The sequence below is a fragment of the Pseudomonas sp. GD03862 genome (genome assembly GCF_029840855.1).
Lineage (GTDB): Bacteria > Pseudomonadota > Gammaproteobacteria > Pseudomonadales > Pseudomonadaceae > Aquipseudomonas > Aquipseudomonas alloputida.
In genome coordinates, this window is the sequence record NZ_JAOCDI010000003.1 from 20,553 (window position 1) to 40,687 (window position 20,135).

The following is a 20,135-nucleotide window of genomic DNA, read 5'->3' on the forward strand; positions in this document are numbered from 1 at the left end:
GGCGCGCAGCCTTTACCAATTCGCGGGCTAGCTACCGTCCACCAGCCACTGCGGAATCCGTCGTTCCAGGTAGTACCCCGGATTTCGCAGGCTGCCATCGACAAAGCCCACATGCCCACCGCGGTCATGCAGTTCGAAGCGGGTTTGTGGTGACAGTTCACGGGCCGTCGGCAGGCTGTGGCTGGACACGAACGGGTCATCGCTGGAATGGATGATCAGCGTAGGTGTGCGGTTCTGGCCAAGGAAGAAGTGGCTGGATGAGCGGCGATAGTAGTCGTGCGCATCGCGAAAGCCATTGAGCGGTGCAGTGACTTTACCGTCGAAGTCCCAGAATGTGCGCAAATTGGTGAGTTGGCCCAAGCGTTCCAGTGTCGCCAGCTGTTCATGCTGGCCCCGGGCGTGGAAGTGCCGCTGCTTGAGCTGAACATACGCCAGCATCTCGCGCATGAAATGCGCCTGATACACCTTGGAGAACCCTTGGCCGATACGGTCGGCACAGTGGTCCAGGCGAAAGGGCACCGAAACTGCAGCCGCTGCTTCCAGTTGGCTGGCGACGCCGCTCTCTCCCAGGTATTTCAACAGTACATTGCCTCCCAGCGAATAACCCACTGCATACAGCGGCGCCAGCGGGCGCAGGGCGCGAAGATGGCTGACAATTTCCGCCAGGTCTTCGCTGGCGCCGGAATGGTAGCTGCGCGGCAACAGGTTGGGCTCGCCTGAACAACCCCGCCAGTTCACGGCCACACTGGCCCAGCCGCGATCTTGCAGCGCTTGCTGCAAGCCTTTCACGTAGGGCGAGTGAGACGAGCCGGTCAGCCCATGCAGCACAATGACCAGTGGCGCATGGGGTTGGTGCGGGCCGTGCCAGTCCAGGTCGATGAAGTCGCCGTCGGCCAGCCACAGCCGCTCTCGGTCACGCTGCAGCTCAGGCGGCTTGCGCCAGAGCGGCCCCCACAGGGTCTGCAGGTGGGGATTGGACAGGCCGATGGCCGGACGGAATGTGGCGTTGTGGCTGGGCATGCTGGGTGGCTCATGATGTGCCCTGCTAGCTTGCCATGAAACAGCGCCACAGTACCTGCGCTATTGGTCGGGGGCTGGCAGCGGCTGTTGCTCAACGCCTGGTCCGACACTGACAAGCACCTTGCGGCTCAGGGCCAGCCGGCGCTGCATGACGGCTCGGACATCTGCCGGGGTAAGTTCGGCAATACGGGCGCTATACGTGTCGAGATGATCGGCAGGTTGCCGTTGATGGGTTACTTCCGTCAGCAGTGTTGCGAGTTGCCTGTTCTGCGCGATCCCTCGCAGCAACTGCCCTTCCAGCTGTTTGCGTGCCAGTTGCAGCTCCAGCTGGGTGGGCCCTTCGTCGATGAACGCCTGCAGCAGGGTTTCTACCAGTGCCTGCGTGCCCTGCACATGCTGGGGCGCAACCTCCCATTCCACGGTGAACAGGCCGCCTGCACTCAATGGCAATACATGCGTATGCACGCCGTAGGTCAGGCCGCGTCGTTGGCGCAACTCCACCATCAAGCGCGACTCGAGGCCCTCTCCCAGAACAGCACTTGCCAAGGTCAGGGCCAGAAACTCCGGATCGTTGGCGGGTACGTTCATGGGCAGTGCCAACAGGATCGCACTGCTGGCGCCAGCCTGCTCGACGGCTATCGTCGCGCTGGGAGCTGATGGGGCCGCCGGTAGTTCAGTGGCCGACCAGCCTTGCGGCAGGGCCTGGCTGATCTGTTGTGAGATGGCTTGGGCTTGTCCAGGCGAAAGGTCGCCTACCACGACCATCTCAAGGTTGCTGGCGCTGTAGGCGCGTTGGTGGAATGCCCGCAAGTCCTCAGGGGTAATGGCCTCGATACCTTGAGCGGTGCTGCCCAGAGGGTTGCCGTAAGGATGCCCGTTGAACAGGTGGCGGAAGACTTCGCTACGTGCTCTGAGGATGGGTAGCCGCTCGCGCGATGCATGGTTTTGCAGCAACTGGCGCTTGATCCTGGTCAGGGCCATTGGGTGGAAGACAGGGTGGGCCACGAGGTCGGTGAGCAGCGCCAAGGCCGGGTCGAGCAGAGAAGGGGGGCTAAGGCTGCGAAGGCGCAGCGTCGCATGTTCCAGACGTACCTGTTTTTCCATGACCGCGCCCAGGCGCTCCAGGTGCTCAGCCTGCTGGGCAGCCGTGTAGGCTTGGCTACCCTCATCGAGCATGGAGAGCGTCAAGGCTGCCAGGCCTGGGTACAGAGTGTCCTGCGTGGTGCCGGCCTTGAACCGTAGTATCACGTCAACGATTGGCAGTTCCCGTGCTTCAACGAATTTGACGTCCGTGCCCGCAGTCGTCTTCCACACTTGAACCTGTGTATGGATGGTTTCGAACTGGTCCAGGTCAAGTCCCTGGGCAGAGAGCAGCCCGCCGTAGAGGTTGTTGGCTCCGGCAGGCTGTTGCAGGGTCGTTGAGTCAGTCATGAGCGCTTTCCTTGTGGTGCGTGAACGTGAAGGCTGCACGGGAGTGGGTGAGGAATTCATAGGCAGCCAGGCCTACCTGCTCGGCTGTCACGGTCTCGATGGCCTGTTGTTCTTCCTTGAGCGAAATAACCGGCAAGCCACAGGCGGCCTGTTTACCCATGGTTTGGGCCTGCTCGGCAATGTCGTCCCGTTCGAACAGCAGCCTGGCCAGCAGACGAGCCTTGGCACGTTGCAGGTGTTCCCTGGCTGGCGCCGACTGGCGAAACGCTTCGATCTCCTGCATCAGTCGTTCGGCGGCGGTCTGCGGGGTTACGTGTGGGCTGCAGAACGCGTAAAGGGTCAGCAAGCTGTCACCGCGCTGCCAGGGTTCATAGGTCGCTTTGATGTATTGCAGGATTGGTTCTTCCAGCAGCAGCCTGCGCTGGAGGATGCTGCTGTAGCCGTTGGCAAGCAGATCGGGAAGCAGACGCAGCGCGTAGGCCTGCCTGGCAGACTGCGCGGTACGCTGGCTGGGTAGTTTGAAGCTTATGATCACGCCGTTGTGCAAGCCTGGCAGGCGCAGCGTCTGAAAACGCCGGCCCTGGGAGGAGGGCCCTGTGGGTAAGGGCCGCATCGGCAAGCGATGGGCGGGGATCGCCGCAAAGTGGCGCGTCACCAAGGTTTGTAGTTGTAGCAGGCTGATGTCGCCGGCCACGGCGAGGGTGGCATTGTTGGGGTGGTACCAGGTCTTGTACCAGGTACGCGCTGCGGCTGGAGTGAGGCTCTCCAGATCTGACATGTGGCCAATGACAGGCGTGCCATGGCCACTATTGCCGTAAGCCAGTAAGTCGTGATGCTCCAGCGCCAATGCCCAAGGGTTGTTGTCCACTGCCTCGCGTCGCTCAGCCATGACCACTGCCAGTTCCCGAGCAAAGGGCGTATCGCCGAGGGTGGCACTGGCCATGACATCAGCCATGGCCTCCAGGGCAATTTCCAGGTGGCGGGTTGGCAAGGTGAGCGGAAATACCGTGGCATCCGCATAGGTGAATGCATTCGGGTCGCCGCCCAAGCGGGTCATGAGGGTTGAGTACTGGCCAGGCGCCAGTTTGCTGCTGCCCTCGAACAGTAGATGCTCCAAGGCATGGGACAGGCCGGTGTGGCCTTCAGGTTCGTAGCTGGAGCCTACGTGGTACCACAGCTGCACGCTGACCAGTGGCGCACGGTGGTCTTCACGCAGGCAGACGTGCAGGCCGTTGGCGAGGGTAAAAGAACCTTTCGAGGCTGCCATTAGCGGCGGGGAGGGGTGTTCGGCCATGGTTGAACTGCTCCTTCAGGAAATGAAGGTGCAGCTTCAACCATGGCGCAGGTGGGGTGCGGTAACTAAGTACACCCAACCCGCGGGTAATCAGCCCCGCTGCCAGAGTGCGTAGTGCACCTGGCCGGTCTTCTTCTCGCGGTGCAGGCGCCAGTTGCCCGGCAGCTGCAAGGTCGAGGGTGCCGCTTCGCTTTCGGTGTAGACCCATGCCTGCTCGCCCAGCCACTGATTCTGCTCCAGCATGTTGCAGGTGTTGGCCAGCAGGTCCTGATGGAACGGCGGGTCGAGGAACACGACATCGAACTGCTGCTTGGCCGGGCCTTGCAGGTAGCGCAGGGCGTCGGTTTGCAGGATTTGCCCGCGAGGGCAGCGCAGGATTTCGAGGTTGTTCTTCAGGTTGGCGATGGCCGCAGGGTTACTGTCCAGCGCCACGGCGTCCTCGGCCCCACGGGACAGGGCTTCGAGCACCAGGGCACCACTGCCGGTGAAGGCGTCCAGCACGCGGGCGCCCTCGATGTAGGGGGCCAGCCAGTTGAATACGGTTTCCCGCACGCGGTCAGGCGTTGGCCGCAGGCCTTCGCCTTCCGGCACCGCCAGGCGGCGGCTGCGCCATTCGCCGGCGATGATGCGCAGGTGGCCCTGGCCCTTGCTTTGGCCCGCTTGCTGGCGGGCGGGAGGGGTGGATCTTGGCATTAGTGCTCCGGTACCCCGAGCGGTTGCTCGGAGGGCTTGTCAGTGGGTGCTGGCAGCGGTTTTTGTGGCACTTTCGGGCCAACGGTGACGATCACCAGTTTATCGGCTGACAGGTGTTTGTTCATGGCTGCCTTGACCTGTTCGACGGTAAGGGCCTGGGACTGTTGCATGAAGTCCTCAAGCCAGGTCAGCGGCAAGTTGTAGAAGCCGATCGCGCCCAGTTGGCCGACGATACTGGCATTACTGGCGTTGGACAGCGGGAAGCTGCCGGCCAGCTCGCGCTTGGCATCGTCCAGTTCCTGTTGGGTAGGGCCCGTCTTCAGGTAGTCGGCGAGAATGCCTTGCACCAACTTGAGCGTACCTTCGCTGAGCTCGGCACGGGTTTGCAGGTTGATCATGAACGGGCCGCGTACCTGCATCGGGCTGAATACCGAGTAAACGCCGTAGGTCAGGCCGCGCTTCTCTCGCACCTCGCTCATCAGCCGGGTACCGAAGGCGCCACCGCCAAGGATCTGGTTGCCCATGGACAGGGCTGGCCAGTCCGGGTCCTGGCGGTCGATCCCCAGTTCGGCCAGCATCAGGTGGGTCTGCTTGGACGGGAAGTCGATGTGGGTCAGGCCGGCCTTGGCGTCTGCGGGTTGGGCCGGTGCGGCCAGCGCAGGGCCCTTGGGCAGGCCGGCAGACACCTGTGCGGCGATGGCTTCGGCCTCTGCACGGCTGAGGTCGCCGACCAGGGCGATTACCGCATTGCCGCCGGTATAGGCCTTCGCGTGGAACGCGCGCAGTTGGGCAAGGCTTATGCCCGTGATGCTCTCGGCAGTGCCGTCGCTTGGGTGGGCATAGGGGTGGTCGCCATAGAGCTTGCCGAAAAGGGCCTTGCCGGCGATCTTGCCGGGGTTCTGTTTGTCATATTCGAAGCCAGCCAGCATCTGGTTCTTGATGCGCTTGAGGGCATCCTCGGGGAATGTCGGCTTGCCCGCCACCTCTGTAAACAGTTTGAGGGCCGGTTCGCGCTTGTCCTTGGCACTGAGGCTGCGCAGCGATGCGACGGCCATGTCGCGGTAGGAGCCGTTGCCAAAGTCTGCGCCCAGGCCTTCGAAGCCCTCGGCGATGGCGGTGACGTCCTTGCCGGCCACGCCCTCGTTGAGCATGGCGTTGGTCAGGGCGGCCAGGCCTGGCGTGCCACCATCCTGGCTGCTGCCGGCAGCGAAGGTGACGCGCAGGTCGAACATGGGCAGTTCGCGGGCTTCGACGAACAGCACCCGGGCACCTTCGGCGGTGTTCCAGTGCTGGATGTTCAACTGACGCCGGCTGGGTGCCTTGCCATTCAGTTCGGCCAGCGACTGCAAGGTGTTGGCCGGGCGGGCCGCGCTGCTGTCGGCCTTGGCAGCGTTATCGGCCATGGCCGGAGCGGCCAGCACTGCCGCCAGCGCCAGGGCACGAATGCCCGTGGTCAGCAGGGTTGGGCGTGGTGCGCGGCGATCACTCATGGGCGGACTCCTCGGGCAGTACATGGGCAACGCTCAGGCGTTCGCGGGTGAAGTAGGTGCGCGCGGCGTTCTGGATGTCCTGTGGGGTGACGCGCTTGAGCTCGTCCAGTTCGCTGTCGATCAGCTTCCAGGACAGGCCGACGGTTTCCAGCTGGCCGATGGTGGTGGCCTGGCTGCTGATGGAGTCGCGGTCGTAGACCAGGCCGGCGATGACCTGGGCGCGTACGCGTTCCAGCTCTTCTGCGCTGGGCGGCGTGCTCTTGAGTTCGTCAAGCAGCTGCCAGATGCCTTTTTCGACGTCGGCGAGGGTTTTCTGCTTCTGCACATTCGGCGTCGCCGAGATCAGGAACAGGCTGTCGCCGCGGGTGAAGGCGTTGTAGCTGGACGACGCGCCGGCCACCAGTTCCTGGCCACGCTCCAGGCGGGCCGGCATGCGGGCGCTATAGCCACCGTCGAGCAGTGCCGAGATCAGGCGCAGGGCATGCACCGTCCGTGGGTCCTTGGCGGTGGGCAGGCCGGGCACGTTGAAGCCGTAGATCAGGCTTGGCAGCTGGGTGCGTACGTGCAGGGTCAACTGGCGCCAACCTGGTTCAGCCAGCTCCAGAGGCAGCTTGGCTGGCGGCACGGCGCGTTTGGGAATATTGCCGAAATACTTCTGCGCCAGGCCCTTGACCTCGTCGGCGGTGACATCACCGACCACCACCAGGGTGGCGTTGTTGGGGGCGTACCAGGACTCGTACCAGTGGCGCAGTTCCTCGACCTTCATGCGCTCCAGGTCGGCCATCCAGCCAATGGTCGGCGTGTGATAGCCGCTGGCCGGGTAGGCCATGGCGCGGAACAGCTCGAATGCCTTGGCATTGGGCTTGTCGTCGGTGCGCAGGCGGCGTTCTTCCTTGATGACCTCGATTTCGCGGCTGAACTCGTCGGCAGGCAAGCGCAGGCTGGCAAGGCGGTCGGCCTCCAGCTCCAGGGCTACCGGCAGGCGGTCGCGGGCCAGCACTTGGTAATAGGCGGTGTAATCGTCGCTGGTGAAGGCGTTTTCATCGGCGCCGAGGTCACGCAGAATGCGCGAGGCCTCGCCGGGGCCGACCTTGGCGCTGCCCTTGAACATCATGTGTTCCAGCGCATGGGACAAGCCGGTCTGGCCCGGGGTCTCGTAGCTGGAGCCGACCTTGTACCAGATCTGCGAGACCACCACCGGGGCACGATGGTCTTCGCGGACCACGACCTTCAGGCCATTGTCGAGGATGAATTCGTGGGTGGGTTGCACATCGGCGGCGAAGGCCGCGAGCGGCAGGCAGAGCGTGCCGAGCAACAGGCCAGCGGCGCGGCGGGCTAGAGCATTCATACGGTGTTTAACCTGTTCGGCGGCCCGCTGGGTTTAGCGTCGGCGGGCCAGGAGGTGCTAGGATACTGATCCGGTTGCCTGGCGACCATGCCTGTCGCCGTTCTGGCCCACAGGACACTAAGTCAAAACGTTGCGCATGAACCAGCCGGCTTCAAGATAGTCTGTTCTGCGTAGAGAGAATTTCCGATTGGCCATAGCTGGCCTATCGCTACCCTGAGATAGCCGTCTTCCATGTTTGGTTCCAACGACGACAAAAAAGCGCCGGCCGAGGCTGGTGAGAAGAAAGGCCTGTTCAGCTGGTTTCGCAAGAAGCCGCAGCCACCTGCGGGAGCGGGCGTGCCCGCGCATGAACCCCCCGCTGTCGAGCAGTCTGCAGCCGCTCCGGTCGAGGGATCTGCCGCCGAAGCGCCACAGGCCCCCGAACCCGTTCAGGCCCCTACGGCCCCACAGCTGGCTGAGCCGCAGCCGGTCGCCGCACCCCCCCGGCCCCCGGTAGTCGAGGCCCCCGTACCTGAACCGGTTGCGTCCCAGCCGTTGCAGGCGCCTGAGCCAGAGCCGGTCGCATCCCAGCCGCTGGTGGCACCTGCACCGCAGCCGGTTGCGTCCATGCCCTTGCAGGCGGCCCCTGTCGAGTCTGCCCCTGTCGAGGCCGCAGCGCCGGTCAGCAACCTGGTGCTGCCGGTTGCCGAAGAGCCCGTGGCCCTGGTGCCGGACCTGGAGCCGAAGGCACCGCCCGCAATCCCGGAACGCGCGGCACCAGCCCCTGTTGCTGCACCCGTCGAACAGGCCAAGCCCGGCTTCTTCGCGCGCCTCAAGCAAGGCCTGTCCAAGACCAGTGCCAGCATCGGCGAGGGCATGGCCAGCCTGTTCCTCGGCAAGAAGGTCATCGACGACGACCTGCTCGACGAAATCGAGACGCGCCTGCTGACTGCCGACGTGGGTGTGGAGGCTACCTCGGCCATTGTCCAGAACCTGACCCAGAAGGTCGCGCGCAAGCAGTTGGCCGATGCCGATGCCCTGTACAAATCGTTGCAGGAAGAACTGGCTGCGCTGCTGCGCCCGGTCGAGCAGCCGCTGAACGTACAGGCCCAGAACAAACCCTATGTGATCCTTGTGGTTGGCGTGAACGGCGCCGGCAAGACCACCACCATTGGCAAACTGGCGAAAAAGCTGCAACTGGAAGGCAAGAAGGTCATGCTGGCTGCCGGTGATACCTTCCGCGCAGCCGCGGTCGAGCAGTTGCAGGTGTGGGGCGAGCGTAACCAGATTCCGGTGATCGCCCAGCACACGGGTGCCGACTCTGCTTCGGTAATCTTCGATGCCGTGCAGGCCGCCAAGGCGCGTGGCGTCGACGTGCTGATCGCCGACACTGCCGGCCGCCTGCACACCAAAGACAACCTGATGGAAGAGCTGAAGAAGGTTCGCCGGGTCATCGGCAAGCTCGACGTTGAGGCGCCGCACGAGGTGCTGCTGGTGCTTGACGCCGGTACCGGCCAGAACGCCATCAGTCAGGCCAAGTACTTCAACCAGAGCGTCGAGCTGACCGGCCTGGCCCTGACCAAGCTGGACGGCACTGCCAAGGGCGGGGTGATCTTCGCCCTGGCCAAGCAGTTCAACATCCCGATCCGTTTCATCGGCGTCGGTGAAGGCATCGACGACCTGCGTACCTTCGAAGCCGAGCCGTTCGTCAAGGCTCTGTTCGCCGAGCGAGATTGACCATGATCCGATTCGAGCAGGTTGCCAAGCGCTATCCCAACGGTCATGTGGGTTTGCATGAGCTGAGTTTCCGGGCGCGCCGGGGCGAATTCCTGTTCGTCACCGGCCACTCGGGCGCTGGCAAGAGCACCTTGCTGCGCCTGTTGCTGGCCATGGAGCGCCCGACCAGCGGCAAGCTGATGCTGGCAGGGCAGGACCTGGGCCAGATCAGCAATGCGCAAATCCCGTTCCTGCGCCGGCAAATCGGCGTGGTGTTCCAGAACCACCAGTTGTTGTTCGACCGCACCGTGTTCAACAACATTGCCTTGCCGTTGCAGATTCTCGGCCTGTCCAAGGTCGAGATCGCCAAGCGCGTGGACTCGGCGCTGGAGCGCGTGTCGCTGTCCGACAAGGGCGAGCTGTTCCCGGCCGACCTTTCCACCGGGCAGCAGCAGCGGGTGGGTATCGCCCGCGCCATCGTTCACCAGCCGGCTCTGCTGCTGGCCGACGAACCCACCGGTAACCTCGACCCGCGCCTGGCTGCAGAGATCATGGGCGTGTTCGAGGACATCAACCGCCTGGGCACGACGGTATTGATCGCCAGCCACGACCTGGCACTGATCGCGCGCATGCGCCACCGCATGCTGACCTTGCAACGCGGCCGCTTGATCGGCGATGGGGAGGCCGGGCAATGAACACTACACGCACGCCGAAGGTTTCCGAGCGGGTCGCACCGAAACCGGCCGATCCGCAACCTGCGAAGAAAAAGCGCGGTGAAGACGATGATGGCCCGGACTTCCGCACCCTGCTGCATGCCTGGCTGGAAAGCCACCGTGCCAGCTTGGCCGACAGCCTGCGCCGCCTGGGCAAGCAGCCGATCGGCAGCTTCTTCACTTGCCTGGTCATGGCCGTGGCGCTGAGCATGCCGATGGGCCTGTCCTTGTTGCTGAAGAACGTCGAGCAGCTTGGCGGTTCGTGGCAGCGCGCTGCGCAGATTTCGCTGTACCTCAAGCTTGATGCCGGCAGCCGCGATGGCGAAGCGCTGCGCGACGAGATCAAGGGCATGCCTGGCGTGGCGGACGCCCAGTATGTCAGCCGCGAGCAGGCCCTGGAGGAGTTCCAGCAGCAGTCCGGCCTGGGCGAGGCCTTGCGCGAACTGCCAGACAACCCACTGCCGGGTGTGGTGGTGGTAACCCCGACCGAGGTCGACAAGCCGGCCCTGGACGCCTTGCGTCAGCGCCTGGCGGAGCTGCCGCGGGTGGACGTGGCGCAACTGGACCTGGTCTGGGTCGAGCGCCTGGCAGCCATCCTCAAGCTGGGTGACCGCTTCGTCTTCGGCCTGGCCGTAATGCTGATTTCTGCCCTGCTGTTAGTAATCGGTAACACAATTCGTCTACACATTGAAAACCGTCGTATCGAGATCGAAGTGATCAAGCTGGTCGGCGGCACCGACGCCTACGTGCGCCGGCCGTTCCTGTACATGGGCGCCCTGTATGGCCTGGGCGCAGGCCTGCTGGCGTGGGGCATCCTGGCGTTTGGCCTGAACTGGCTGAACGAGGCGGTGGTAGGGCTTTCCGGGCTGTATGGCAGTGACTTCGCCCTGGGCGGCGTTCCGGCTTCCGATGGTCTGTCGCTCTTGATCGGAGCAGTGTTGTTGGGGTATATCGGTGCATGGATTGCAGTCGCCCGCCACTTGAACGAGCTGGCGCCGCGATAGTTTTTACGTGCCAGCATTGACATTTTCTTCACTGCGGAACTTGTACCGTCGTTCCAGGTCAATGTTGGCAGCGCCCACAAGGTGCGAGTTTTGTAAGTCGGAGGTTCTTGAATGACCACATCGTTGCAACCTGCCTATGCCCTGGTACCCGGTGCAAACCTGGAAGCCTATGTGCACACGGTCAACAGCATCCCGCTGCTGACGGTCGAGCAGGAGCGTGATCTGGGCGAGCGTCTCTATTATGAGCAGGATGTCGAGGCCGCTCGTCAGATGGTGATGGCCCACCTGCGTTTCGTCGTACATATCGCCCGTAGTTATGCCGGCTACGGGTTGGCCCAGGCTGACCTGATCCAGGAAGGCAATGTCGGCCTGATGAAAGCCGTCAAGCGCTTCAACCCTGAAATGGGTGTGCGCCTGGTGTCGTTCGCTGTGCACTGGATCAAGGCAGAGATCCACGAGTTCATTCTGCGCAACTGGCGCATCGTCAAAGTGGCTACCACCAAGGCTCAGCGCAAGCTGTTCTTCAACCTGCGTAGCCAGAAGAAGCGCCTGGCGTGGCTGAACAACGACGAAGTGCATCGCGTGGCGGAAAGCCTTGGCGTCGAGCCGCGCGAAGTGCGCGAGATGGAAAGCCGCCTCAGCGGCCAGGACATGGCCTTCGATCCGGCAGCGGAAGCTGACGACGACAGCGCCTTCCAGTCGCCTGCGCATTACCTGGAAGACCACCGTTACGATCCGGCGGTGCAGCTTGAGGATGCCGACTGGAGTGACAACTCCACCAGCAACCTGCACGAAGCGCTGCAGGGCCTGGACGAGCGTAGCCGCGACATTCTCTACCAGCGTTGGCTGGCGGAAGAGAAGGCCACGCTGCATGAACTGGCAGACAAGTACAGCGTATCGGCTGAGCGTATTCGCCAGTTGGAGAAGAATGCGATGAACAAGGTCAAGGCCCTGATCGCTGCCTGATCGAGTCTGGGTTGTAAAGAAAAGCCGCTGGCCCTGATGGGGTGAGCGGCTTTTTTGTTTGTGCTGGCTTTGCCGGCCTCTTCGCGGGTAAACCCGCTCCTACAGGGGATGCGGTTGCCCGTAGGCGCGGGTTTGCCCGCGAGGAGGCCGGGCACGCGGTTGCCCGTAGGAGCGGGTTTACCCGCGAAAGGGCCGGGCCTGCATTCAAAGCTTTCTGGAGGAGTCCAGCTGCATCAGGTAGCTGGGCCCACCCAGCTGGCTCATCTGCCGGCGAATCCAGCCGGCCCGGCTGGCCACGTAGGCACTCGGTCGGCTGGCACTCCACTTGATTGGGCTTGGCAGCACCGCAGCCAGCTGCGCTGCCTGCTGGCGGCTGAGCCTGCTGGCGTCGACGCCAAAGTGATAGCGCGCCGCTGCCTGGGCACCAAACACGCCCTTGCCCCACTCGGCGCTGTTCAAATAGACCTCGAGAATCCGTTCCTTCGACCAGAACAGCTCGATCAGTGCGGTGAACCAGGCCTCCAGCCCCTTGCGAAACCAGCTGCGGCCTGACCACAGAAACAGGTTCTTGGCCACTTGTTGGGTCAGGGTGCTGGCGCCGCGAATGTTGCCGCCACGCTCGTTGTGGGCCAGCGCCGCCTGAATGGCCGGGAGGTCGAAGCCCCAGTGGTTGGCGAACTTCTGGTCCTCGCCAGCAATGACCGCAACCTTGAGCTCATCGGAGATGTTCTCCCATGGCTCCCAGTCACGCTGCAGGTCGATCGGTTCACCATTCACCCATGACTGTACCTTGCGCTCGACCATCAGCGCCGTGCCGGGCGGTGGTACCCAGCGGAACACCAGCACCAGCACGATGCTGCCGGCAACGAACCAGAGCAGGGCGCGGGAGAGGCGACGGATAAGCGTTGACAGCATGTCGATGGCTTGGCCCTAAGGGTGGAAGGGGCCATTATACAGACCCGATACAAGGAGTCGTCCCATGCTTCGCAGCTTCCTGATGCTTGCCGCCTTTTTTGGCTTTACCGGTGTCGCCCTGGGCGCCTTCGCCGCTCATGGCCTGAAAAACCGGCTGACGGCTGACTACCTGGCGATCTTCCATACCGGCGTGACTTACCAACTGGTCCATGCCTTGGCGATCTTCGGCGTTGCGGTGCTCTCGGCGCACCTGCCCGGGCGCCTGGTCGGGTGGGCTGGCGGCCTGTTTGCGTTAGGCATCGTGCTGTTCTCCGGCAGCCTGTACCTGCTGACCCTCAGCGGCCTTGGCAAGCTTGGCATCATCACCCCGATTGGCGGCTTGTGCTTCCTCCTCGGCTGGCTGTGCCTGGGCCTGGCAGCCTGGCGGCTGGGCTGACCGAGTGGTCCACAATCACGACTAATGGCGTGCACCGCCCTTGGGTTGCAGGACGGTTCGGCGCTAGAATGCTGGCCCCAAAGAACAATGGTGGCCGTGCGCATGCGCATTAAATTGAACGGTGAACCTTACGAACTGCCTGCCGGCGAAAGCGTTGCAGCCCTGCTGGCGCGCCTGGAACTGACCGGGCGCCGTGTTGCAGTGGAACTGAACCTGGATATCGTGCCGCGTAGCCAGCACGACAGCACGCTGCTGAATGACGGCGACCAGGTCGAAGTGGTCCACGCCATCGGTGGCGGCTGACAGCAGCCCGGCGGTTCACAAGCAAGCCCTGCAACCTTTTCCCGAGGAACAACGATGAGCAACGTTCGTAGCGACAAGCCCTTCACCCTGGCCGGGCGTACTTTCCAGTCGCGCCTGCTGGTCGGTACCGGCAAGTACCGTGACATGGAAGAAACCCGCCTGGCCACCGAGGCCTCGGGTGCCGAAATCGTCACTGTCGCTGTACGCCGCACCAACCTTGGCCAGAACGCGGGCGAGCCGAACCTGCTCGATGTACTGTCGCCCGACAAGTACACCATCCTGCCGAACACTGCAGGCTGCTTTGACGCGGTGGAAGCGGTACGCACTTGCCGTCTGGCCCGCGAACTGCTCGATGGGCGCAAATCGCACGAGTCCCGGACGCTGGTGAAGCTGGAAGTGCTGGCCGACCAGAAAACCCTGTTCCCCAACGTGATCGAAACCCTCAAGGCAGCCGAAGTGCTGGTCAAGGAAGGTTTCGACGTCATGGTCTACACCAGCGACGACCCGATCATCGCCCGTCAGCTGGCCGAAGTCGGCTGCATCGCGGTCATGCCGCTGGCTGGCCTGATTGGCACCGGTCTGGGTATCTGCAACCCCTACAACCTGCAGATCATCCTGGAAGAATCCAAGGTACCGGTGCTGGTCGATGCCGGTGTGGGTACCGCCTCCGACGCCACCATCGCCATGGAAATGGGCTGTGAGGCGGTGCTGATGAACTCGGCCATCGCCCACGCCCAGCAGCCGGTGCTGATGGCCGAGGCCATGAAACACGCCATTGTCGCGGGTCGCATGGCCTACCTGGCCGGTCGTATGCCGAAGAAACTCTATGCCAGCGCCTCTTCGCCGCTGGATGGTCTGATCAAGTAAGAGCAACTGATGACTGAATCGCACGATACGCCGATCACCCCCGACGGCGAAGCCCGCCCACACCGCCGCATCAAGAGCTTCGTGATGCGTGCCGGGCGCATGACCGAAGGCCAGCAACGCGGCCTGGATCAAGGCGGCCCGCTGTACATCCTGCCACTGGCTGATAGCCCGGTGGACTACGACCAGGTGTTCGGCCGTTCGGCCCCGCGCACCTTGGAGATCGGCTTCGGCATGGGCCATTCCCTGTTGGAAATGGCCGCCGCCGCCCCTGAGCAGGACTTCATCGGTGTGGAAGTGCACCGCCCGGGTGTTGGCGCGCTGCTCAATGGCGTGCTGACCCAGGGGCTGAAAAACCTGCGGGTGTATGACTGCGATGCCATCGAAGTGCTGAACCGCTGCGTGGCGGATAACAGCCTCGATCGGTTGATGCTGTTCTTCCCAGACCCTTGGCACAAGGCACGTCATCACAAGCGCCGCATTGTCCAGCTGGAGTTCGCCGAGCTGGTACGTCGCAAGCTCAAGCCCGGTGGTGTGTTCCACATGGCCACCGATTGGGAGCCGTATGCCGAGTACATGCTGGAAGTGATGAGCGCAGCTCCTGGCTATCGCAACCGTGCGGCAGACGGCACCTATGTGCCGCGCCCCGAAGAGCGCCCGATCACCAAGTTCGAACGCCGCGGTGAGCGGCTGGGGCACGGGGTGTGGGACTTGAAGTTCGAGAAGGTGGATTGAGCGGCTGATACGGCTTTTCGATGTGCTGATGCCTGCAGGAATGCAGGCGAAAATAACCGCCTTGAGAAGGGCGGTTTTTTTTCGGTAATACACAACACCTCAGGGCATGCCCGCGAAGAAACCAACGCGGTGGATGGCACCGGCTTTGCCGGTGTTCGCGGGCGGCTGCGACGGTGAGCGGCGGGTGGAGATTGGCCAGCAGGGCCGGCCCATTCGCGGGTGAACCCGCTCCTACGGGCGGCCTGTGTACAACCACCGATGTGTGTCCACCACCAATCAGTGTAGGAGCGGGTTTACCCGCGAATACGGTGGCGGCGGCAACGGTGAACGGCGGGTGGAAATTGGCCAGCAGGGCCGGCCCTTTCGCGGGTAAACCCGCTCCTACGGGCGGCCTGTGTACAACCACCGATGTGTGTCCACCACCCATCTGTGTAGGAGCGGGTTTACCCGCGAATACGGTGGCGGCAGCAACAGTGAATGGCGGGTGGAAATTGGCCAGCAGGGCCGGCCCTTTCGCGGGTAAACCCGCTCCTACGGGCGGCCTGTGTACAACCACCGATGTGTGTCCACCACCAATCTGTGTAGGAGCGGGTTTACCCGCGAATACGGTAGCGGCGGCAACAGTGAACGGCGGGTGGAAATTGGCCAGCAGGGCCGGCCCATTCGCGGGTGAACCCGCTCCTACGGGCGGCCTGTGTACAACCACCGAGGTGTGTCCACCACCGATCTGTGTAGGAGCGGGTTTACCCGCGAATACGGTGGTGGCGGCAACGGTGAACGGCGGGTGGAAATTGGCCAGCAGGGCCGGCCCTTTCGCGGGTAAACCCGCTCCTACAGGCGGCCGCGCAGGTCTTTCAAATGTTGAGCAAGACAGTTGACCCAGGGGCCATGAGCTCAGCCGCGACGATCCGCCACCACGCCAATCAACACCAGCACCACCAGCAACACAGGCGCCAGCGCATAGTTGTTGAACTGGCTCAGGCCTTTCACCACCCATGGCGTGGCATAGATCAGCGCAGCACCGCTGCCGATCATCACCATCAGCGCCATGAACGGCACGCGCAGGGCGCCGGCGAGGCCGCCCAGGCGTTGCTCGGCCCAGGCTTTGACATCGGTGCCGAACAGCACCAGCAGGCAGCCTACCAAGGCCAGTGAAATCTCCGACAGGTTGCTGCGGCTCCAGCGGGAAACCGTCGCGAGCAGATCAAGTACCAGATCCATGGGTCATCCTCAGGTCAAGAAATACTGCAGCAGGTCATTGAGGAACAGCTGGCCCCTTGGGGTGGCCACCAGTCGATCCGGTTCGACCTGCAAAAGGCCCTTTTGTTCGGCGGCGCGGCGTGCTTCCTGCAGCTGTGCCAGTGGCAAGCCGGTGCGCTGGGTGAACAGTTCGGCTTCCACGCCATCGGTCAGGCGCAGGGCGTTCATCAGGAACTCGAACGGCAGTTCATCGACTGGCAGCAGCTTCTCGCCGGCCCTGAACGGCTTGGCCAGGTTCAGGTAGTCCTTGGGCAGGCGGGTCTTCCAGGTACGCAGGATGCGCCCGTCGGCAAAGGTGAGCTTGCCGTGAGCGCCAGCGCCAATGCCGATGAAGTCACCGAAGCGCCAGTAGTTGAGGTTGTGCCGGGCGGCGCGGCCTGCCTGGGCGTAGGCCGATACCTCGTACTGGCGGTAGCCGTGCTCGGCCATCAGCGCTTGGCCGGCTTCCTGAATATCCCAGAGGATGTCGTCTTCGGGCAGCTCTGGCGGCTGGTTCCAGAACACCGTGTTCGGCTCCACGGTCAGCTGATACCACGACAGGTGGGTCGGCCCCAGATCGATGGCCTGGCGCAGGTCACCCAGCGCATCGTCCAGCGACTGGTCGGGCAGGCCGTGCATCAGGTCCATGTTGAAATTGTCGAAACCGGCCGCGCGCGCCATGTCGGCGGCCCGCACCGCTTCGTCGCCATTGTGGATGCGCCCCAGTGCCTCCAGCTTGGCAGGCTGGAAGCTCTGCACACCGATCGAAAGACGGTTGATACCGGTCTGCCGGTAGGCCTTGAACTTGTCCTGCTCGAAGGTGCCCGGGTTGGCTTCGAGGGTGATCTCGATGTCTGGCGCGAACGGAATACGTTGCTCTATGCCACGCAGTAGCCGGCCAAGGGCGTTGGCACTGAACAGGCTTGGCGTACCGCCACCGAAGAAGATCGAGCTGATCGGGCGACCTTGTACGGCAGCCAGTTCCTGGTCGAGGTCGTCGAGCAGGGCTGTGACGTAGGCATCTTCCGGTAGTTCAGGCCCGGCTGCGTGGGAGTTGAAGTCGCAATAAGGGCATTTGCGTACGCACCACGGAATGTGGATGTACAGCGCCAGCGGCGGCAGGCTGCTAAAGCCTGCCGCGCCGGGGGGCGACAGCATTTCGATCATGCCAGGCCCAGACGTTTGCGCAGCAGGGCCATGGCACGGGCGCGGTGGCTGAGCTGGTTCTTGTCTGCTGGGGCTAGATCGGCGCTGGAGCAGTTGCGCTCCGGTACCCAGAACAGCGGGTCGTAGCCAAAGCCCTGCTCGCCGCTGGCCTCGAACAGGATGCGCCCGTGCCACAGGCCTTCGCACAGGATCGGCAATGGGTCGTCGGCGTGACGCACCAGCGCCAGAACGCAGACGAACTGTGCACTGCGCTCAGCTTCAGGCACGTCTTTCAAGGCTTCGAGCAGCTTGGCATTGTTTGCCGCGTCACCTTTGCCGTCGGCATAACGCGCCGAGTAGATGCCCGGCGCGCCGCCGAGGAAGTCCACTGCCAGGCCAGAGTCATCGGCCAGGGCCGGCAGGCCGGAAATGCGGGCGGCGTTGCGCGCCTTGAGGATGGCGTTCTCGACGAACGACAGGCCGGTTTCTTCCGGCTCCACCTGGCTGAACTCACCAATCGAGTGCAGTTGCACGGAATGGCCGAGCATGGCCTGGAGTTCCTTCAGTTTGCCGGCATTGTGGCTGGCCAATACGAGTTGCTGGAAATTCATCATTCGCCTGGGAACACTTCCTGGTTGAAGCGGAGAGAGTTGCTGATGCCGCCGGTTTCGATGGTCAGGTCGAAGGTGACGGTTTCTGGTTGTTCGATCTTGAACTGGGCGATGTAGTACACCGCGCCCGGTTCGGTAATCTGCTTGAACGACAGCGGGCTGATGCGCCCGGTCAGGTCTCTGACCTTACCGCTGACCAGTGCTGGGGTGGGCTTGCCGGCCTTGAGCACGGCAATGTTGAGCACGCCCTGGTTCTTGCTGCGCACCAGGCCGGTGGCCGCGGCCACCTCGGGTGTGAGCATGCTCGAGGTGAATGCGCTGTAGTGCACCGTCACGTCGCCAAATACCTCCTTGCGCTCGGGGCGTGCGGCATCGGCAGCCAGTACTGGCAGGGCCAGGCACAGGCTGATCAGGAACAGGGCTAGGCGACGCATGGGGCGATTCCTCCGGTGGGCGTCAGACCGCGAGCTGGTGCTCTTGCAGGCCCGGACTGCTGACGCGGTAGATGCCGATCTCACCTAGAAGATTAGGCCATAGCCGGCCACCCCACCCGTTGCGGTGCAAGTGGTCGACCGCCAGGCGGTCCAGTACCTTGGCTCGGCGTTCGTGCACAAGTTCTTCGAAGTCGGCGAAGGTGCAGAAGTGGATGTTCGGCGTGTTGTACCAGGTATACGGCATGAAGTCCGATACCGGCATGCGGCCTTTGGTCGCCAGGTACCAGCGGCAGCGCCAGTGGCCGAAGTTTGGGAAGGTGATGATGCACTGACGGCCCACCCGCAGCATTTCGTCGAGGATGCGGTCGGGGTATTCCACGGCCTGCAGGGCTTGGGTCATGATCACCACGTCGAAGCTGTTGCTGGCGAAGTTGCCCAGGCCTTTGTCCAGGTCTTGTTCGATGACGTTGACGCCCTTGGCCACGCAGGCGGCGATATTGTCGGCGTCGATTTCCAGGCCATAGCCGGTGACCTGTTTGCGGTCACGCAGCGAGGCCAGCAGTTCGCCGCTACCGCAGCCCAGGTCGAGTACCCGGCTGCCGGCGGGGATCCAGTCGTGGATGATTTCCAGATCGGCTCTCATGCTGTCCTCAGATGGCAATGCGGTTCATGTAGTTCGAGAAACCCTGCATGTAGCGAGGTGTGGGAATCAGGAATGCATCGTGCCCGTAGGGCGAATCGATCTCCAGGTAGCAGACGTTCTTGCGCGCGGCCATCAGCGCGTCGACGATCTCGCGCGAACGGGCCGGAGAGAAGCGCCAGTCGGTGGTGAACGACATGATGCAGTAGTCCGCCGTGACGTGGGCCAGGGTGGCGGCCAGATCACCACCGTGCGTGGCGGCCGGGTCGAAATAGTCCAGTGCCTTGGTCATCAGCAGGTAGGTGTTGGCGTCGAAACGGCCGGAAAACTCCTCGCCCTGATAGCGCAGGTAGCTTTCGACCTGGAACTCGACGCTGTGGAAGTCGTAGTTGAGCTTGTCGCTTTTCAGCTCACGGCCGAATTTTTCACCCATCGAATCATCGGACAGATAGGTAATGTGGCCGACCATGCGCGCCAGCATCAGGCCGCGCTTGGGGATCACGCCCTGGTCCTGGAACGAACCGCCATGGAACTCAGGGTCGGTGAGAATGGCCTGGCGCGCCACCTCGTTGAAGGCGATGTTCTGCGCCGACAGCTTGGGCGCCGAGGCAATGTCGACGCAATGACGCACACGCTCGGGGTAGCTGATGGTCCATTGCAGTGCCTGCATGCCGCCAAGGCTTCCGCCGACGACAGCGGCCCATTGCTGGATGCCCAGGCGCTCGCCCAGGCGCACCTGGCTGTGTACCCAGTCCTCTACGGTCAGTACAGGGAAGTCGGCGCCATACGGTTTGCCGGTGGCAGGGTTGACGCTGCTGGGGCCGGTGCTGCCGTTGCAGCCGCCGAGGTTGTTCAGGCTGACCACGAAGAAGCGGTTGGTATCGATCGGCTTGCCGGGGCCGATGCAGCTGTCCCACCAGCCTGGCTTGCGGTCGGTGGCGGCATGGTAGCCAGCGGCATGGTGGTGGCCGGACAGGGCATGGCAGATCAGCACGGCGTTGCTCGCGCTGGCGTTCAGGGTGCCATAGGTCTCGTAGACCAGTTCGTAACTGGCCAGTGAACGGCCACAGGCCAGTGCCAGCGGTTCATCGAACCGGGCGGTTTGCGGTACTACCAGACCGACGGAATCTTCGGGAAAGACAGTTGACATCGACCCTG

20 protein-coding genes and 1 pseudogene are annotated in these 20,135 nt (G+C 63.3%); 8 read left to right on the plus strand and 13 right to left on the minus strand.

Features of this window, described 5'->3' with window-relative positions:
• Positions 1-27: 27 nt before the first annotated feature.
• The 6 genes from N5D53_RS02980 to N5D53_RS03005 form a co-directional block, all read right to left on the minus strand.
• Positions 28-1,020 carry a hydrolase gene (locus N5D53_RS02980; protein WP_279839814.1) on the minus strand — a complete coding sequence of 331 codons (993 nt, stop codon included), beginning with the start codon at positions 1,018-1,020 and terminating at the stop codon, positions 28-30.
• A gap of 60 nt (positions 1,021-1,080) precedes the next feature.
• On the minus strand, positions 1,081-2,451 hold the full coding sequence (locus N5D53_RS02985) for a pitrilysin family protein (protein WP_279839815.1): 1,371 nt from the start codon (positions 2,449-2,451) through the stop codon (positions 1,081-1,083).
• Positions 2,444-3,745 carry a pitrilysin family protein gene (locus N5D53_RS02990; protein ID WP_279839816.1) on the minus strand — a complete coding sequence of 434 codons (1,302 nt, stop codon included), beginning with the start codon at positions 3,743-3,745 and terminating at the stop codon, positions 2,444-2,446. The genes N5D53_RS02985 and N5D53_RS02990 overlap by 8 nt, the downstream gene beginning before the upstream one ends.
• 90 nt (positions 3,746-3,835) lie before the next feature.
• On the minus strand, positions 3,836-4,438 hold the full coding sequence (rsmD, locus tag N5D53_RS02995; RefSeq protein ID WP_129933527.1) for a 16S rRNA (guanine(966)-N(2))-methyltransferase RsmD: 603 nt from the start codon (positions 4,436-4,438) through the stop codon (positions 3,836-3,838).
• On the minus strand, positions 4,438-5,928 hold the full coding sequence (locus N5D53_RS03000; RefSeq protein WP_190869863.1) for a pitrilysin family protein: 1,491 nt from the start codon (positions 5,926-5,928) through the stop codon (positions 4,438-4,440). The genes rsmD and N5D53_RS03000 overlap by 1 nt, the downstream gene beginning before the upstream one ends.
• Positions 5,921-7,276 carry a pitrilysin family protein gene (locus tag N5D53_RS03005; RefSeq protein ID WP_176684767.1) on the minus strand — a complete coding sequence of 452 codons (1,356 nt, stop codon included), beginning with the start codon at positions 7,274-7,276 and terminating at the stop codon, positions 5,921-5,923. Before N5D53_RS03005 ends, N5D53_RS03000 begins: the two co-directional genes overlap by 8 nt.
• Positions 7,277-7,507: 231 nt before the next feature.
• Between N5D53_RS03005 and ftsY the strand changes: the two genes are divergently transcribed.
• The 4 genes from ftsY to rpoH all read left to right on the plus strand — a co-directional run bounded on the left by ftsY (position 7,508) and on the right by rpoH (position 11,654).
• Complete coding sequence (gene ftsY / locus N5D53_RS03010) at positions 7,508-8,992, plus strand: signal recognition particle-docking protein FtsY (protein WP_190869864.1); 1,485 nt, start codon at positions 7,508-7,510, stop codon at positions 8,990-8,992.
• Between the two features lie 2 nt (positions 8,993-8,994).
• Positions 8,995-9,666, plus strand: a complete 672-nt coding sequence (gene ftsE, locus N5D53_RS03015; RefSeq protein ID WP_003249079.1) for a cell division ATP-binding protein FtsE — start codon at positions 8,995-8,997, stop codon at positions 9,664-9,666.
• The gene (gene ftsX / locus N5D53_RS03020; protein ID WP_003249081.1) at positions 9,663-10,688 is read left to right on the plus strand and encodes a permease-like cell division protein FtsX; all 1,026 of its coding nucleotides are present in this window, start codon (positions 9,663-9,665) and stop codon (positions 10,686-10,688) included. Before ftsE ends, ftsX begins: the two co-directional genes overlap by 4 nt.
• Positions 10,689-10,799: 111 nt before the next feature.
• Positions 10,800-11,654: an RNA polymerase sigma factor RpoH gene (gene rpoH / locus N5D53_RS03025; protein ID WP_003249083.1), complete on the plus strand. Its 855-nt coding sequence runs from the start codon at positions 10,800-10,802 to the stop codon at positions 11,652-11,654.
• 204 nt (positions 11,655-11,858) lie between these two features.
• Here rpoH and mtgA read toward each other — a convergent pair.
• Positions 11,859-12,604: pseudogene (gene mtgA / locus N5D53_RS03030) on the minus strand (monofunctional biosynthetic peptidoglycan transglycosylase).
• Positions 12,605-12,633: 29 nt separating this feature from the next.
• On the opposite strand from mtgA, the gene N5D53_RS03035 reads away from it, so the two are divergent.
• The 4 genes from N5D53_RS03035 to trmB all read left to right on the plus strand — a co-directional run bounded on the left by N5D53_RS03035 (position 12,634) and on the right by trmB (position 14,907).
• A complete protein-coding gene (locus tag N5D53_RS03035) occupies positions 12,634-13,005 on the plus strand; it encodes a DUF423 domain-containing protein (RefSeq protein ID WP_064490850.1) in 372 nt (123 codons plus the stop codon).
• A gap of 102 nt (positions 13,006-13,107) precedes the next feature.
• A complete protein-coding gene (gene thiS / locus N5D53_RS03040) occupies positions 13,108-13,308 on the plus strand; it encodes a sulfur carrier protein ThiS (protein ID WP_003249090.1) in 201 nt (66 codons plus the stop codon).
• 54 nt (positions 13,309-13,362) lie between these two features.
• Positions 13,363-14,175: a thiazole synthase gene (locus N5D53_RS03045; protein WP_003249091.1), complete on the plus strand. Its 813-nt coding sequence runs from the start codon at positions 13,363-13,365 to the stop codon at positions 14,173-14,175.
• Between the two features lie 9 nt (positions 14,176-14,184).
• On the plus strand, positions 14,185-14,907 hold the full coding sequence (gene trmB / locus N5D53_RS03050; protein ID WP_004575478.1) for a tRNA (guanosine(46)-N7)-methyltransferase TrmB: 723 nt from the start codon (positions 14,185-14,187) through the stop codon (positions 14,905-14,907).
• An 894-nt stretch (positions 14,908-15,801) separates the two neighbouring features.
• On the opposite strand, the gene N5D53_RS03055 is transcribed toward trmB, so the two are convergent.
• The 6 genes from N5D53_RS03055 to N5D53_RS03080 are packed head-to-tail and all read right to left on the minus strand — an operon-like array spanning position 15,802 to position 20,127.
• Positions 15,802-16,128, minus strand: coding sequence for a DUF3392 domain-containing protein (locus N5D53_RS03055; protein ID WP_003249095.1), 327 nt, complete (start codon positions 16,126-16,128; stop codon positions 15,802-15,804).
• Positions 16,129-16,137: 9 nt separating this feature from the next.
• On the minus strand, positions 16,138-17,313 hold the full coding sequence (gene hemW, locus N5D53_RS03060) for a radical SAM family heme chaperone HemW (RefSeq protein ID WP_104962723.1): 1,176 nt from the start codon (positions 17,311-17,313) through the stop codon (positions 16,138-16,140).
• The gene (gene rdgB, locus N5D53_RS03065) at positions 17,310-17,906 is read right to left on the minus strand and encodes an RdgB/HAM1 family non-canonical purine NTP pyrophosphatase (RefSeq protein WP_003249101.1); all 597 of its coding nucleotides are present in this window, start codon (positions 17,904-17,906) and stop codon (positions 17,310-17,312) included. Before rdgB ends, hemW begins: the two co-directional genes overlap by 4 nt.
• A complete protein-coding gene (locus N5D53_RS03070) occupies positions 17,903-18,337 on the minus strand; it encodes a DUF4426 domain-containing protein (protein ID WP_104962722.1) in 435 nt (144 codons plus the stop codon). The genes rdgB and N5D53_RS03070 overlap by 4 nt, the downstream gene beginning before the upstream one ends.
• Positions 18,338-18,359: 22 nt before the next feature.
• A complete protein-coding gene (metW, locus tag N5D53_RS03075) occupies positions 18,360-18,980 on the minus strand; it encodes a methionine biosynthesis protein MetW (protein ID WP_003249106.1) in 621 nt (206 codons plus the stop codon).
• A gap of 7 nt (positions 18,981-18,987) precedes the next feature.
• On the minus strand, positions 18,988-20,127 hold the full coding sequence (locus tag N5D53_RS03080; RefSeq protein WP_010955639.1) for a homoserine O-acetyltransferase: 1,140 nt from the start codon (positions 20,125-20,127) through the stop codon (positions 18,988-18,990).
• Between the last annotated feature and the right edge of the window lie 8 nt (positions 20,128-20,135).